We start from the raw sequence: 14,648 nt of genomic DNA on the forward strand, positions 1-14,648 counted from the left end.
CTACAGCGGGAATTATAAAAAAATGGATATGAAAAAGACCAAAGTGGCGCTGGTAATAGCCTCACTGCTCGCGCTTTTGTCCGGCTGCAATGACAACAGCTCCTCCCCCTCTACCCCTGACGGCCCCGTTGCCCGTCTGCCCAATGTACAACCTCCTGCCGAGCAATTGGTGGCCGGGCCCGATCAGGCGGTCATTGCCCTGGTGGATACCCAGACCAGCGCCGCGCGCGGGGTGGATGGTCCCTTTGCCAATTACAGTCTCCACCTGTGGAACAACGACGCCTGCAACGCCACCGCCGAGAGCGGTATCAACGCGGGCTGGGATGACAAGGTCAATACCCCGGCGGCGGCCGACGGCTTCGGTCCCAGCTGGGTGGTACCGCTGGCCAAGCTGGAAGGCTGTATCAACTTTATTGCCCGCAACGGTGACCTGGCCAACCTGACCGGTGCCAACATGAAGGTGATCTTCAGCGATCATCCGGATCGCACCGTGGCCATCGTCGCGGGCAAGAGCGAAGTCTTCGGCAGTCGTGCCGACGCCTTTAACGCCGCCTTTGGCGTGGCGGGGGCCAGCGCCCATCTGATTGATGGCAACACCCTGATCTGGCAAGGGGGCAAGGACAAGCCTCATGTGCGCCTCTATTACACAGCGTCGGGCACCATCAAGGCCAATGGGGAAGGGGTATTCGACTTCCCCTACATTACCCTGACCCCGACCAGCCTGACCGCCGAGCAGCAGGCCAAGTATCCGCACCTCAAGGATGCCGCCGCCTTCGCCCTGCCTTTGGCTGCAGATCTCAAGCCTCTGCTCAAGGGCGAGCTGGTGGCCATCGGCACAGATGCTGACGGCATCTTGCAGGGGGCGACCCTGGTGCAGAGCGCCGGTGCCCTCGATGCCCTCTATGCCGACGCCGCCGCCAAACTGGCCTATGGCGCCATCGTCGAGGGGGGCAAGGTCACCTTCCGGCTGTGGGCGCCGACCGCCAAGTCGGTCAAGCTGGCGCTGTTCGATGCTCAGCATAGGGCGCTGGGCGTGCGCACCATGACTCGGGACCAGGCCAGCGGCAGCTGGAGCGTGCAGGGGGGCAGCGAGCTTGTCGGCAAGTTCTACCGCTACGACATCCAGGTCTATCACCCGGTCAGCCGCAAGCTGGAGTCCTATCAGGTGACAGACCCCTACTCCCTGAGCCTGGCGATGAACTCCGAGTTCAGTCAGGTGGTGGATCTCGACGATCCGGCCCTCAAGCCGGAAGGGTGGGACAGCCTCAAAGCGCCTCACAGTCAGCAGAATCCTGCCGACATCACCATCTATGAGGCCCATGTCCGCGATTTGACCGGCAATGACGACTCCACCTTGCCTGCGCACCGCGGCAAGTTCCTCGGCCTGACCGACAGCGACAGTGTGCCGGTCAAGCACCTGCAGGCGCTGGCCAAGAGCGGCGTCAGCCACCTGCATTTGCTGCCTGTGTTCGACCTTGCCACCGTCAACGAGGATCCGGCCAAGGTGGCCAACCTTGGCGATGATTTCAGCAAGTTGTGTCAGATCAACCCGGAGGTGCTGGGTTCCAAGTTTGGCGGCTACTGCGGCGGCGGCCAGACCATAGCGGCTGTGCTGACCGATCTGCAGGGGGCCGACAGCAAGGAGAACCCGCAGGTGCAGGAGCTTTATGGCTATCTGCGCGGGGTAGACTCCTTCAACTGGGGTTATGACCCTTACCACTACACCACGCCGGAAGGCTCCTACGCCACCAATGCCGAAGGTAGCCAGCGCATTCTGGAGTTCCGCGAGATGGTCAAGGCCATCAAACAGAACATAGGCATGAACGTGGTGATGGACGTGGTCTACAACCACACCCACGACGCTGGCCTGGGTCCCAAGTCGGTGCTCGACAAGATAGTGCCCTGGTACTATCAGCGCCTCAATCCGGAGACCGGCTCGGTCGAGACCTCCACCTGCTGCTCCAACACGGCGCCGGAACACGCCATGTTCGCCAAGCTGATGGATGACTCGTTGGTGACCTGGGCCCGTGACTACAAGATCGATGCCTTCCGCTTCGACCTGATGGGCCACCACCCGAAAGATCAGATGGTGCAGGCGCTGGCCGTGGTGAAGCAGGTCAATCCCGAGATGTACTTCTACGGCGAGGGCTGGAACTTCGGCGAGGTTGCCGATGACAAGCGTTTCGTGCAGGCGACCCAGAAGCATCTGGGCGGCACCGGCATCGGCTCCTTCTCCGACCGGCTGCGAGATGCGGTACGCGGCGGCAGTCCGTTTGACGGCGGCGACACCATTCGCAAGACCCAGGGTTTTGGCAACGGCGCCCTGGTGGATGCCAACGAGATGGATGGTGTCGATCTGGCCACCGCATTGCACCAATCTGACCTGGTTCGCCTCGGCATGGCCGGCAACCTCAAGGATTTCGTGCTGACTGACAAGGATGGCATACCGAAGAAGGGCTCCGACATCGACTACGACGGTCAGCGCGCGGGTTATGCCCAGGATCCGACCGAGATCCAGAACTATGTCGACAAGCACGACAACCAGACCCTGTTCGACAACCTGATCTACAAGGCGCCGGAAGGAGCCGATCTGGTGCGGATGCAGGGGGTGTCGCTCGCCACCGCTATGTTGGGACAGGGTATTCCGTTTACCCACGCCGGTGTCGAGCTGTTGCGTTCCAAGTCCATGGAGCGGGATAGCTTCGACTCCGGTGACTGGTACAACAGGGTCGATTACACCCTGACTGACAACAACTTCGACAAGGGCTTGCCGCGCAAGGATAAGGATGGCGACAACTATCCGCTGATCGAGCAGGTGCTCGGCAAGCACGTCAAGCCGAGCGGGGCCGACATGGCGACCATGGTGGGCTTCTACCAGGAGCTGGCCGAGCTGCGTCAATCCTCCCGTCTGCTGCGTCTGGGCAGTGGCGCCGAGGTGATCAAGCGGGTCGATTTTCGCAATACCGGGCCGGATCAGGTGGCGGGCCTCATCGTGATGACGGTGGATGACGGCGTGACCTCAGGTGCGGATCTGGATCCCGCCATCGAGGGTCTGGTGGTGATGATCAACGCCACCAACCAGCCCCAGAGCATCGGCGACTTCCGTGACGGCAAGGATCAGCCCATCGACCTGAGCACACTGCAGCTGAGCCCGGCCCACCGCGTCGGCGAGAGCATAGCCCGTGACGCTGCCGCCAATGGTGGCACCCTGACGCTGGGGGCCTGGTCGGCGGCTGTGTTCGTCAAGCCGCAGGCCGGTGCCCAGGGCGCGGGTCTGCCGGTGAGCAAGAAGATAGATCTGAGCACAGTGCTGCCGTTCGGTAACGCTGCGACCAAATAAGTACACCCATCGAGTCCGGGGCTGGCTCGGCATCCCCGGGTTGAATTCCACCTTGCCAAGGGTGGGATAACGCCGAGAGAGTAAGTAAAGCGCGACTGCCAACCGGCAGCCGCGCTTTTTCTTTGCTGGTGTCAGAAGGAGGAGAAAGGGAAAAGCCGTCCCTGGCGGGGGACGGCTTTGTATATGGGTACTTCGCTTGCGGGCTGGATCAGCGCTTGCGTAGCAGGCGCAGGGCGTTGGCCGTTACCAGGGCGGTGGCGCCAGTATCCGCGAGTACGGCAATCCACAGGCCGGTGAGGCCGAGCAGGCTGGTGACCAGGAAGATGGCCTTGAGCCCCAGCGCCAGCGCTATGTTCTGGTGGATGTTGGTCAGTGCCGCCCGCGACAGGCGGATCATGGCGGCGATGCCACCGAGCTGGTTGTGGGTCAGGGCAGCATCGGCCGTTTCCAGCGCCACGTCTGTGCCGCCGCCCATGGCGATGCCAATGTTGGCCCGCTTCATGGCGGGGGCGTCGTTGATGCCATCCCCTATCATGGCGACCTTCTGGCTGGTGGCCAGCTTGGCTATCTCCTCGACCTTATCCTCCGGCAGCAGGCTGGCACGCCAGCCCATGCCGAGTTCGTTGGCAATTGCCTCGGCGGCGCGGGGGTTGTCGCCGGTCAGCATGATGCTGCGCAGTCCCAGCCCCTTGAGCTCCGCCAACGCCGCTGCTGCGTCGGGCCGGATCTGATCTCGCAGTGCCAGCAGGGCCGCCGGCGCTGAGCCCGGCTGGCCGAGCACGACCACCGTCTTGCCCTGCTGCTCCAGGGTGGCTATCTGTGTGTTGAGGGCATTGTCCAGCGAGGCAACCCGGTTCGGCGCCAGCAGTTGCCAGAGGGTGCCGTCGATGCGCCCCTCAACCCCCATGCCCGGGAGGGCGCGCAGATCCTGAGCCGCGGGCAGGCTCAATCCCTGCTCCTTGGCGTTGGCTACCACGGCCCGGGCCAGCGGGTGGTGGGAGCCCTGCTCGATGGCGGCGGCCAGTGCCAGCAGTTCGGCCTCGGGTCGGCCATTGAGGCTGACAAGCTCGGTCAGTTGCGGCTTGCCCAGCGTCAGGGTGCCGGTCTTGTCAAACGCGACTGTCTCGATATGGGCCAGTCGCTCCAGCGCGGCGCCGCCCTTGATCAGGGCACCCTGCCGGGTGGCCGCCGCCAAGGCGGAAGTGACCGCTGCCGGGGTGGAGATCACCAGGGCGCAGGGGCAGCCGATGAGCAGCAGCGTCAGCCCGCGATAGATCCACTCATCCCAACTCTGGCCGAAGGCCAGTGGCGGCACTATCACCACCAGCAGGGCGACCAGCATCATGGCCGGGGTATACCAGCGGCTGAAGCGGTCGATGAAACGCTCTATGGGCGCACGCTGGGTCTCGGCCTCCTCGATCAGATGCAGTATGCGGTCGATGGCGTTATTGCCGGGTTCGGACACCACCTCGAGACGCAGCACCCGATCCGCCGCCACACTGCCAGCGGGCACCTTGTCGCCCTGATGACGTTCCACCGGAATGGATTCACCGGTCAGTGCGCTTTCATCAAACGTCCCGAGGGCGTCGAGCAAACGGGCATCTGCGGCCAAGCGGGCACCCGGGGCGATTTCTATGATGTCGCCGGGACGCAGCACGTCGGCCGCCACCTCTTCCTGGATGTCGCCGTCAACCCTGGTGCGGATACGCATTGCCTTGTCGGGCACCAGCGCCATCAGGGCCGTGACGCCAGCGCGGGCACGGCTGGCGGCGTAGGCCTCCAGATGTTCCCCCAGCATGAAGAGCAGCAGCACCATGGCTGCCTCGGCGGTTTCGCCGAGGAAGAGGGCGCCCAGCGCCGCTACCGTCATCAGGGTCTCGATGGCGAAGGGGGAGCCGCTCTTGGTCAGCGCCCAGGCCTTGCGGGAGATGGGCCACAGGCCCCAGAGGGTGGCCAGGGTAAACAGCGGCTGGCCGAACTCTTTCGGCAGCAGGGCCGCCACCCCCATCAGGCCGGCCAGCGACAAGGGCTGCCAGTATTTGCCGAAAAAGTTGCCGAGCAGGGTCAGCAGCGGGCCGCCCTTGCTGGCGGCTTGCTGTTTGCCACTGTTTTCCCCCTTGAGCCGGAAACCGGCGGCCAGCACGGCGGCGGTGACGGGATCAGGGGAGAGGCCGGGGGCCAGATCCACCACCAGTTTCTCGGTGGCAAACAGCACGCGAACCTGCTGCACGCCAGCAACGCGGCTGACAGCGGTCTCGATCTTGCGGGCACAGCTGGGGCAATCCATTCCCAGCACCTGCCAGCGGTGGCGGCGACTCTCCTGCTCTGGCGCAATGAGTGGCTCGGCGGTGTCGGTGGTTTGCTCATGATGGTCATGGTCATGGTCATGGTCATGGTCATGGTCATGGTCATGAGGCAGCTGCGGGCTGCTGCAGCAGCCCTGGCTGTGACAGCCTGCTCTGGGGGGCTCTTCATCCCCCGGTGATTCACTGACCCCCTGATCCTGATGATCATGGGGAGCCTTGCTGGCACAAAGGCTGACCGGCGTGGCACTGTCACAGCAGTGGCTGTCGTGCTGATGCTCGTTCTGGCGGGTGGCAGACTTGCTGACGGCCCTGATGGGGGCGGCGGCTTGATGGCTACAGCAGGATTTGCTCATGATGAGTTCCTCTTGGATGGATCCCGCCGGTGCGAGATCTTCGATGACTGAATCGAGTGTAAACCTTGGTGTTAAGTCCAAGGTCAAGCCTCTTTGCTCTTGCTGTTTGAGCCAGCAGGGGTGATTTGTCCGGGTCAGGGTAAAGCGCGCTTATATCCTTGTGGTTGGCGGGTGTTTGTCCCGTCTCGGCGCGCCTATACTGGGGGGCCCTATCCTCCCTCGATAATCAAGGACATAACATGAGCCATTCCGTTACCCTGCAAGGCAACCCCGTCTCCGTCGCCGGCCACTTCCCCGTTGCCGGTGAGCAGGCCAAACCCTTCTCCCTGGTTGCCAAGGATCTGTCTGACGTGACCCTTGCTAACTTCACCGGCCAGCGCAAGATCCTGAACATCTTCCCGAGCGTCGATACCCCGACTTGCGCCACGTCCGTGCGCAAATTCAACGAGCAGGCCAGCGCGCTGGAGAACACGGTCGTGCTTTGCATCTCCGCCGATCTGCCGTTCGCCCAGTCCCGCTTCTGCGGCGCCGAAGGTCTGGACAAGGTGGTGACCCTCTCCACCCTGCGTGGTGCGGCCTTCCTGCAGGACTACGGCGTAGCCTTCTCCTCCGGTCCGCTGGTGGGCCTGACTGCCCGTGCTATCGTCGTGCTGGATGCAGATGACAAGGTGCTGCACAGCGAGCTGGTGGCTGAGGTGGCCGACGAGCCGAACTACGCCGCCGCCCTGGCTGCCCTGTAAGCTCCCGAGCACAAAAAATCCCGCCACGGCATGCCCGCGGCGGGATTTTTTATCGTTGGAATTCAGTTATCAGGGGGTCTTTACAGGCTTGGCTGCGGGTAATGGCTCCGGGTATGGCTGCCAGTGTTCGTAGGGGCAGTGGATCTTGCTGTATATCGCCTCCAGCTTGCCTGATTCAGCCAACTTTTCTATGGCCTGTGCCAAAAACGCATCCATATCGTTACCGGCTGCCCCCTTCTGAATAATAAACACATCTTCAAAGTCGCCAAAAAACTCTCGCTGGATATTGGTCAGCCCCAGTTGGCGCAGCATCAGGTCTGCCTCTTCCTGCGCCCAGACAAAGGCGTCGATGCGGCCGCGAGACAGCTTGCGCAGCGACTGCTCGATGCTCATCGAGCGTTGTACCGAGAAGGGCATATAGTCCGGTACAGCTTCGATCAGCAGATCCCGTTCGGTGGGGACAATGCCATAGGCCATATCGGTGGTGACCGGATTGGCTGTGTTGCTGTAAATCACATGGGCCACCTTGCCAAAGCTGCGGGTGCTGAAACGGTAGGGCAGCATATCGACATCCTTGAGATTGCGGATAGCAGGCAGGCCCAGGTCGGCCTTGTGGTTGATCACGCCAGCCATGGCGCGGGCGATGGGATAGATGGTGATCCGGATGGTCACATCGGGGTGGAGATCATCAATGGCGCGCACCAAATCGACGAAGGGGCCCGTCTTGTCGGCATTGATCAGCCCAGGCAGCTCGCCGAGGTGGGCGTTGAGGATGCGCACCGGTTTGGCTGGATTGGTTGCGAGGTTGCTCGCCATGCTCTGTGAGAGGCCGAGGGTTGCGCTGCCGAGCAGTGCCACCAGGAGCAGCAGGCTGGGAATATGTCTGGTGAGGTTCATGGCCTGTCTCCCTTTACGATGGGTCAGGTCAAGTGTAGTCAGCCGCTGCCCTCACCTTGGTCTGGTCACTATGGATAGGGTTTTACTTCTCCCCCCCCGCTCACTAGACTTCGCCTCCCACTTCTTTATTTAGCCGATATCAGCGTAGCCCCATGACCTTTAGCGAACTCGACCTCAATCCCGCCCTGCTGGCGGCCCTGCCTGCCACCCTGCAGACGCCGACCCGCGTCCAGCAGCTTGCAATACCCGTGGTATTGGCGGGGCGGGATCTGCTGGCGCTGGCCCAGACCGGCAGCGGCAAGACACTGGCGTTCGGGCTGCCGCTGCTGCAACGGCTGGATCCCGCCTCCAGTCTGGTGCAGGGACTCGTACTGGTGCCGACCCGCGAGTTGGCCACCCAGGTGAGCGCCGCCTTGCAAGGGTTCGCCGAGGCGCTGGGGCTGCGTATCGTGACGCTGTGTGGGGGCGTCGCACAGGAGCGACAACAGGCCGAACTGGCGCTGGGGCCGCCACTGCTGGTGGCGACGCCGGGGCGACTGCGGGATCTGCTCACTCAGCAAGTGTTGGGACTGGATGGCCTGCAACAGCTGGTGCTGGATGAGGCAGATCGCCTGCTGGAGATGGGCTTCTGGCCCGACATTCAGTGGCTGATGAATGAGATGCCCTCACCGCGTCAGACCCTGCTCTTCTCCGCCACCTTGCCTGCCGAGCTGGATGCCCTTGCCAATGGCCTGCTGACAGAGCCGACCCGCATCGAGGCCAACCCCCTCAATAGCCTGGTGAACGAGATCGAGGAGCGGCTCTATCTGGTCAACAAGAGCAGCAAGGTGCCGGCGCTGATCGGCTTGCTCAAGGAGCAGGACTGGCCGCAGGTGCTGGTCTTCATCAGCGCACGGGATGATGCCGACGGCGTGGCCAAAAAGCTGGCCAGGGCGGGCATTGCGGTTGCCGCCCTCCATGGCGAGAAAGAGCAGGCGGTGCGGGATCAGGCGCTTGACGATTTCAAGGCCGGCAAGGTGCGGGTGCTGGTGGCCACCGATCTGATGGCGCGGGGCATACATGTGGAGGCGCTGCCGGTGGTGATCAACCTGGACTTGCCGGCCAGCGCCCCCGTTTATGTGCACCGTATTGGCCGCACCGCCCGCGCCGGGCGCGAGGGGCTGGCCATTTCGCTCGTGTGCCACGGCGAGAGCGATACCCTTGCGGCGATCCGCACCCTCACCGGCCGTGCGCTACCGCTGGGGGAACTTGCCGGTTTCCCGGTGACTGACCTGCCCGCCAGCGGGGAGGGCAAGCGCCCCCCGCGTGACAAGCAGGCCAATCGTCGTACCGCCAACAAGCGCAGCGTCAAGCAGTTCAAAGGCAAGGCCTAAAGGGGGGCTTGCCCGATGGGCAGGCAAAAGCAAAGGGCCCTGTTTTCTTGTCAATGTCAGGCTCCCCGGGCGGTTTCATGCTCAGGGCTTGCCCTGTGCCCGGGCGAAGAAGTCGCGCCTAAACTGGCTGAGCACCTCCTCCCTGTGCTGCTGCCAGCGCTCGGGATCCATGTTCCCCTGACTGGCCGCCAGTTGCTGTTCCAGCTCGGCCAACTGTTGCTGGTAGTGAGCGCGCTGATCCAGCTGCTGCTGGCGTGCACCGGTAAACGCCACGCTGGCCTCGGCCCGATCGGCAGGCAGGAAGTGGCGAGCCAGTGTCTCCAGTTCTTCATCTCCCCACAACTGGCGTGCCTGCAAGAGGCGGGCATCCGGGTTGAACAGATCCTCCGCCAGATCCGGGTGATCCGCCGCCCACTCATCCTGCAGCCGGGTCAGGGCCGCCAGCCGCTCCGCCAGGGTCAGCTGTTCACCCTCGCTGGTCAGCTGCGCCAGCGACTCGGCATAGCGCCCCTGCAGCCGGGTCAGGCTCTCCCCCTCACTCATCCACTGGGATTCCAGCGCGATCAGATTGACCAGCCGCTCGCTCAGTGGCTGGTCGGTGTCGCTTATCTCGCTGGCGAGCAGCTGGCTCAGCTCCGCAGGCATCTCTCGCCAGCTGGGGGGCTGTTTGGTGGACTGGCCCCCGCTGGCCGTCGGGGTGAGCCCGGTCACAAGGGCTGTTATCTGGGTGGCGGGTGTCTGCTGCTGACTGCTCCCATGCTGATAAACCTCGGTGCTGGCCGGGGCCGACTCTGGCTCATTCTGCCAGCCGAGGTTGAGCAGCAAGAGCGAGAGGACCGCCAGAGCCAGGATCCCGTAGCGGCGCTTCATCGACGGATCTCTCCCTTGACCGGGAAGTGATCGGAGAGGTTGCTGGCGGGCCAGAGGCTGCCATCGCTGCTGCGGGGGATCCAGACGGTGTTGAGGTTATCACTGGCGGTGCCGTACTCCCGGCTCACCACCAGATAGTCCAGATACTCGACATTGGGGCCACCGGAGAGGAGCCCGCCTGCGTAGGGGTTGATCCTGGGATCGAAGGTGGCTTCTGTATAACCGCCATAGCCGGGTTCATGGGCGTCAAGGTTGGCCAGCATGCTGGCGTAGTCGTCGGCGAACTTGCGCTTGTTGACGTTGAAGTCACCGCCATAGATGACGGTGTCGCTGGTCGGGATCTTGAGGCTGGCGGCCAGGGTGCGAATCTGGCCGAACTGGATCTGGCGCAGCCGTCTCGCCTCGTCGGTGTCGAAGCTGGCGGTGTGGGTGGCGAACAGATGCCAGGCCTTGCCTCCCTTGATCACCTCGGCGTACATGACCCCCTTGTCGGCGAAGCAGTCGGTGCCGGTGCACTGGGGATAGACCAGCTGGGCCTCGCGTACTATGGGGTAGCGACTGACGATCACCACGCCGCCGTCGTGAATGTTGACACCCGGCTTGTCGAGCACCTTGGTCTGATAGGGATACTCTTTCGCCAGCGCCTGCAGAAAGCCCTCGCGGCGGCCGTCGAACACCTCCTGCAGCAGCAGGGCGTCATAGCCCTTGAGATGGTCGGGCAGCAGGGCCAGCCGCTTACCTATGCTGGCGGCGATGACAGGCAGTGCCCAGATGTTGTAGCTGGCTACCTTGAGTGTGATCTCTGACGGTTCTGGCTGCTCCTGCGGTTGTGGCGGCGTCAGCATGTAGTGCAGGTCGTCGTAACGGCCGGTGAACTTGGCGGCGAAGGCCAGCTCCTGCGGGCCCTGGGTGCGATGCAGTGCGCGAGCGCTCTGCCAGCCCGAGCTGGCGGTCGGGGTGTCGCCACCGTGCTGCAGTGTGGTGTTCCACCAGGTGCCCTCCATCAGCTGGTTGAGGCGATAGGTGTCGCCCCCGGCCGTGGTGACACGGGTTTCGAACAGATAGCTTTTGCCCGCCTTCACCCCCTCGTAGCGATTGAAGCTGAGTACCATGGCGCTCTGCCAGGGGCCCAGCGCTGTCCTGTGCTGGATCCACTGGCTGCCTGCCTGAAGCTGGCCAGTTCCGCTTTGGCGGATGTCGATCTGGAGCGGTTCAGGGCTGTTGTTGGTGAGGTAGACATCGGTATCGGCCAGCGCCTGCAACGGAAACTGGCTGGCCAGCAGCAGGGCGGCATAACTGAGGGGCTTGTGCATCATGAAGTCCTTTTGGTTGAGGCACGCTGGAAAGTGACTGTTATGGCGGGTACAGACGTCATTTCATTTACATTTTCGTTACAAATAAATGAAAGGCCCCATATGGGGAGAGGAGATGGCATTGAGGGGAAGGCGCTTGGGCGGAGGGCCGTGCAGGCTCGGTTATCTCTTGGCTTGGTTCAATGAATTGACACGGGATCCTGGCAAACAAGTGTAAACAGAAAGTCTATATCGAGCGGACAGACCGCTGGCTGGGGGGTGAAGAAGAGGGAAACAAGGGCGCCCCGGGCGGGGCGCCAGGGATCAGCGACTGGCCAGCGGGTAGGTAAAGAGGGCCAGATGGGCGAAGTTGAACAGAAAGTGGATCGCGATGGCGATGCTCAGACGGCTACTGAACTGGAACGCCAGGCCGTAGCAGGCGCCTGCCAGGGCGGCAAACAGCATCAGCAGCGGGCCTCCGGCCAGGTGGGCGGCACCGAATAGCAGGCTGGCCACCAGGATGCCGAGCCAGAGCCGGCTGCGGGCGGCCACCCCTTGCTGGATAAAGCCGCGAAACAGGGCCTCTTCCGCCACGCAGGTGAACAGCAGGTTGTTGAGAGCAAACAGCCACCACCAGTGGGGCAGGCCCACTTCGGGCTTGAGTGCCCCGAGTTGCCAGGCAGTGACCAGCAGCGCGGCCAGCGGCAACAGCAGCAAGGCCAGTGCTCGCCAGCGGATCGCACCGCCCTGGCCGAGCAGGCCAGGCCAGGCCAGCAGCAGGCCGAAGAAGACCAGCGGCTTGTCCAGATTGAGGTACATGTTGAAGGGCACGCTGGCGGGGCCAGCCAGCACCTGGTCCAGCACTTTCAGATTGCTGAAGCCGGGGATGAGGTGCAGCATCAGCGCTATGGCCCACAGCAGTATCAGGGTCAAGGCGGCGCCACGCCATGGCTGGGGCAGGCTGGGAGTACGCCAGGCCAGCAACAGTCCCGCCAGCGTGATCAGCAGGGCGAAAAGGCTGAGGTGGTCGAGGTAGCAGGCGGCCAGCAGGGCGACCCCCAGCAGGATCAGGCCGGGCAGGCGTTGCCGGGCCAGACAGAGCAAGACGGCCAGCGTCAGGGCTCCCCAGATGAGCGAATCAGGTAGAGGTAACATTGAGTCTCCAAGGCCGATAAAAGCCCCGCACCTTAACAAGCCGTCACATCATGACACAAGGCTCAATAGGCAGGTTCAAATCCCTGTCTGGGCGGGTCAGCTGCGGGGCACAGCCATGAAAAAGCCGGAGCTTGGGCTCCGGCTTTTCTGATACTGCATTGCCAGTTCGGAGGCGTGTTAGCGACCCGCACCGGCAATCACACGGGATTTATCGACCGGATTCGGCGATGACGCGGGCTATGATATCGGCACGCTTGGTGGCTTCCAGCTCGCCCAGGGCGATGAGGCCAGCCTTGAAGATGACGTTCTTCGGCAGGCTGACGTCGTCCAGGGTGGTGATGGCTTCGACATGCAGGCCGTTCAGACGGCTGGCATCGCGCGGGCTCAGGTTGACCTGAGTGTTCATCACCTGCTTGCCTTTCTTCTTGGCAGGCACGGCGTGTTTGGTCTGGTCCTGTTCGTCTTCCGGCTGTTCTGGTTGTTCGCCGTCAAAATCATAAATAGACATAGTCAATCCTGTTGGGTTGCAAGGGGCATGCTCGCCCGAAATGTGGGTATTCAGCCCATATCCTCGTTGCGGATAAAGGCGCGCCAGGAGCCGAGCACCTGGGCAAAGTCTTCCAGTCCGCACATGGCCAGCTGCTCATCATCGTAGTAGGCGAGATCGTCGAGATCCTCATCCAGCTCGATATTGAGGACGTTGGCCTTCACTTCGGCCTCCTCATGGGTGAGCAGCAGTGAATAGTCACCGCCGTGCAGCAGGTATTCTGTGCGGGTGCGATTCGACAGCTGGTCGATGATGGAGAAGAGTTCGTCGAGCTTCTCCTCATCCTTGCCAACTTCATCGATCAACCACTGACCGATGGCCTCATGGCCCATGGAGAACCGGGCGCGATAGCCACCGAACGGGTCGCGGCGAAATTCATAGTCCATAGTGGAGCCCATATCGGAAAGATGAAGCCACCACGCCACACAGCGGCATAACGCCAGATCCATGATCCATGGTGGGGCACATATAGCGTAAAGTGGCCTATTCTAGCGATCCCCCCTGCGCTTGTCTTGATGATGTGGGATCTTTGCGCGTCGGCCCGTGCGATTGTGGGCCCCCAGGCGTCATGCCAGCTTGTTGTCCGGAGATGTTATGCAGCTAAACGATACCCTGGCCCGTCAGATAGTGAGCAGGGCGATGAAGATACTGTCGTTCTCGGTCAACGTGATGGATGAACACGGTTTGATCATCGCCTCCGGCAATCCCGAGCGACTTCATCAGCGCCACGAGGGGGCCGTGCTGGCACTGACCGAGAACCGGGTAGTGGAGATCAGCGAGGCGACCGCCCAGCAACTCAAAGGGGTGCGTCCCGGCATCAACCTGCCCATTGCCTATCAGGGGGAGCTGCTCGGAGTCATCGGCATCTCGGGTGATCCGGACATCGTTCGTGCTTACGCCGAGCTGGTGCGTATGACGGCCGAGCTCATTCTGGAGCAGGCGGCGCTCACCGAGCAGTTGCAGTGGGACAAGCGCCACAAGGAGGAGCTGGTGCTGCAGCTCATCCGCGGCGAGGGGCGAGTCGATCAGCTGCAACAGGCGGCCCGTTTCCTCGAGCTGGATCTGGCCCAGCCTCGGGTGGTGGCCGTGCTGGCGCTGGAGGAGGCAGATCCCGCCCGCCTGCGGGAGCTGGTGCATCTGCTGGAAAATCCGGAGCGGGACAACCTGGTGGCCATCAATGGTCTGGACGAGATAGTGGTTCTCAAACCGGCCCAACTGAGCGATGGCGTCTGGCAATCTGAGCAGGAGCGCAGTCGCATCAAGCAGTTGCTGGCCCGCATTCCCCACTTCAAGGTGCGCATCGGGGTGGGTGATTACTTCGGCGGCATAGACGGGCTGGCACGCTCCTATCAGACGGCGCGGGACACGTTGCGCCGGGGCATGCGGCAGGCGCCGCGCAAGCAGGTCTACTTCTTCGAGGATTACCGGCTGCCTGTGCTGCTCGGCAGTCTGGCGGACTCCTGGCAGGCGGATCAGCTGCGCGCCCCCCTGCTCAAGCTGGCGCAGGAGGACACAAAGGGAGCGCTGCAAAAAACACTGCGCCAATATTTCTTGCTGGATTGTGATCTGCATCCCTGTGCCGAAGCGCTGTTCATCCACCCCAATACCCTGCGCTACCGACTGACCCGGATTGAGCAAATAACTGGTTTGAATTTCAATAAGTTAGATGACAAGTTTTTGCTCTACCTCGGGCTCAATCTCGATAACTGATTTGTTGTAATGAACAAAAATAATCTTTTTAAAGAGATGTTATTTGGCTTTTAAACCAAAGTATT

10 protein-coding genes and 1 pseudogene are annotated in these 14,648 nt (G+C 62.5%); 4 read left to right on the forward strand and 7 right to left on the reverse strand.

Going from position 1 to position 14,648, the window contains the following annotated elements:
• Nucleotides 1–22 precede the first annotated feature (22 nt).
• Nucleotides 23–3,325 (forward strand): annotated as a pseudogene (gene pulA / locus GWQ22_RS03900) (pullulanase-type alpha-1,6-glucosidase); the annotation flags it as partial.
• 223 nt (nucleotides 3,326–3,548) lie between these two features.
• Here pulA and GWQ22_RS03905 read toward each other — a convergent pair.
• Nucleotides 3,549–5,999 carry a zinc/cadmium/mercury/lead-transporting ATPase gene (locus tag GWQ22_RS03905; protein WP_275929515.1) on the reverse strand — a complete coding sequence of 817 codons (2,451 nt, stop codon included), beginning with the start codon at nucleotides 5,997–5,999 and terminating at the stop codon, nucleotides 3,549–3,551.
• A 239-nt stretch (nucleotides 6,000–6,238) separates the two neighbouring features.
• Between GWQ22_RS03905 and tpx the strand changes: the two genes are divergently transcribed.
• Entirely contained in the window at nucleotides 6,239–6,739 is a 501-nt protein-coding gene (tpx, locus tag GWQ22_RS03910; RefSeq protein WP_042038768.1) for a thiol peroxidase, read from the forward strand.
• Nucleotides 6,740–6,808: 69 nt separating this feature from the next.
• Here tpx and GWQ22_RS03915 read toward each other — a convergent pair whose 3' ends face one another.
• Nucleotides 6,809–7,636 carry a transporter substrate-binding domain-containing protein gene (locus GWQ22_RS03915; RefSeq protein WP_275929516.1) on the reverse strand — a complete coding sequence of 276 codons (828 nt, stop codon included), beginning with the start codon at nucleotides 7,634–7,636 and terminating at the stop codon, nucleotides 6,809–6,811.
• Between the two features lie 152 nt (nucleotides 7,637–7,788).
• Between GWQ22_RS03915 and GWQ22_RS03920 the strand changes: the two genes are divergently transcribed.
• Nucleotides 7,789–9,009 carry a DEAD/DEAH box helicase gene (locus GWQ22_RS03920; RefSeq protein WP_275929517.1) on the forward strand — a complete coding sequence of 407 codons (1,221 nt, stop codon included), beginning with the start codon at nucleotides 7,789–7,791 and terminating at the stop codon, nucleotides 9,007–9,009.
• 81 nt (nucleotides 9,010–9,090) lie between these two features.
• On the opposite strand, the gene GWQ22_RS03925 is transcribed toward GWQ22_RS03920, so the two are convergent.
• From GWQ22_RS03925 to GWQ22_RS03945, 5 genes are all read right to left on the reverse strand, one after another.
• The gene (locus tag GWQ22_RS03925; protein ID WP_275929518.1) at nucleotides 9,091–9,879 is read right to left on the reverse strand and encodes a hypothetical protein; all 789 of its coding nucleotides are present in this window, start codon (nucleotides 9,877–9,879) and stop codon (nucleotides 9,091–9,093) included.
• Nucleotides 9,876–11,192, reverse strand: coding sequence for a sphingomyelin phosphodiesterase (locus GWQ22_RS03930; RefSeq protein WP_275929545.1), 1,317 nt, complete (start codon nucleotides 11,190–11,192; stop codon nucleotides 9,876–9,878). Before GWQ22_RS03930 ends, GWQ22_RS03925 begins: the two co-directional genes overlap by 4 nt.
• A 303-nt stretch (nucleotides 11,193–11,495) precedes the next feature.
• Complete coding sequence (locus GWQ22_RS03935; RefSeq protein WP_275929519.1) at nucleotides 11,496–12,326, reverse strand: type II CAAX endopeptidase family protein; 831 nt, start codon at nucleotides 12,324–12,326, stop codon at nucleotides 11,496–11,498.
• Between the two features lie 208 nt (nucleotides 12,327–12,534).
• Nucleotides 12,535–12,834 (reverse strand): hypothetical protein, encoded by a 300-nt coding sequence (locus GWQ22_RS03940; RefSeq protein ID WP_042038776.1) that lies wholly within the window; start codon nucleotides 12,832–12,834, stop codon nucleotides 12,535–12,537.
• 50 nt (nucleotides 12,835–12,884) lie between these two features.
• Nucleotides 12,885–13,259 (reverse strand): YacL family protein, encoded by a 375-nt coding sequence (locus GWQ22_RS03945; protein ID WP_042038777.1) that lies wholly within the window; start codon nucleotides 13,257–13,259, stop codon nucleotides 12,885–12,887.
• A gap of 208 nt (nucleotides 13,260–13,467) precedes the next feature.
• On the opposite strand from GWQ22_RS03945, the gene GWQ22_RS03950 reads away from it, so the two are divergent.
• A complete protein-coding gene (locus GWQ22_RS03950) occupies nucleotides 13,468–14,583 on the forward strand; it encodes a sugar diacid recognition domain-containing protein (protein ID WP_275929520.1) in 1,116 nt (371 codons plus the stop codon).
• Nucleotides 14,584–14,648: the final 65 nt, after the last annotated feature.

The organism is Aeromonas sp. 1HA1 (assembly GCF_029237385.1).
Lineage (GTDB): Bacteria > Pseudomonadota > Gammaproteobacteria > Enterobacterales > Aeromonadaceae > Aeromonas > Aeromonas popoffii.